The sequence below is a fragment of the Paenibacillus nasutitermitis genome (assembly GCF_014641075.1).
Taxonomy (GTDB): Bacteria; Bacillota; Bacilli; order Paenibacillales; family Paenibacillaceae; genus Paenibacillus_Z; species Paenibacillus_Z nasutitermitis.
The window spans coordinates 1-542 of sequence record NZ_BMHP01000032.1 but is presented as its reverse complement, the minus strand read 5'-3'; the positions used below and the strand labels follow the sequence as shown (position 1 = coordinate 542).

Below are 542 nucleotides of genomic sequence, written 5' to 3'. Positions count from 1 at the left end.
AGTTCTAACCCACTACCGTGAAACCGGTAGGGGGACCGTGTCAGGCGGGCAGTTTGACTGGGGCGGTCGCCTCCTAAAATGTAACGGAGGCGCCCAAAGGTTCCCTCAGAATGGTTGGAAATCATTCGTAGCGTGCAAAGGCATAAGGGAGCTTGACTGCGAGACCTACAAGTCGAGCAGGGACGAAAGTCGGGCTTAGTGATCCGGTGGTACCGCATGGAAGGGCCATCGCTCAACGGATAAAAGCTACCCTGGGGATAACAGGCTTATCTCCCCCAAGAGTCCACATCGACGGGGAGGTTTGGCACCTCGATGTCGGCTCATCGCATCCTGGGGCTGAAGTAGGTCCCAAGGGTTGGGCTGTTCGCCCATTAAAGCGGTACGCGAGCTGGGTTCAGAACGTCGTGAGACAGTTCGGTCCCTATCTGTCGTGGGCGCAGGAAATTTGAGAGGAGCTGTCCTTAGTACGAGAGGACCGGGATGGACGTACCGCTGGTGTACCAGTTGTTCCGCCAGGAGCACCGCTGGGTAGCTACGTACGG

The 542-nt window shown here is 57.4% G+C and carries 1 rRNA gene; it reads left to right on the top strand.

Annotated features, from left to right (window positions below):
• Window positions 1-542, top strand: a 23S ribosomal RNA gene (locus IEY46_RS36170); the annotation flags it as partial.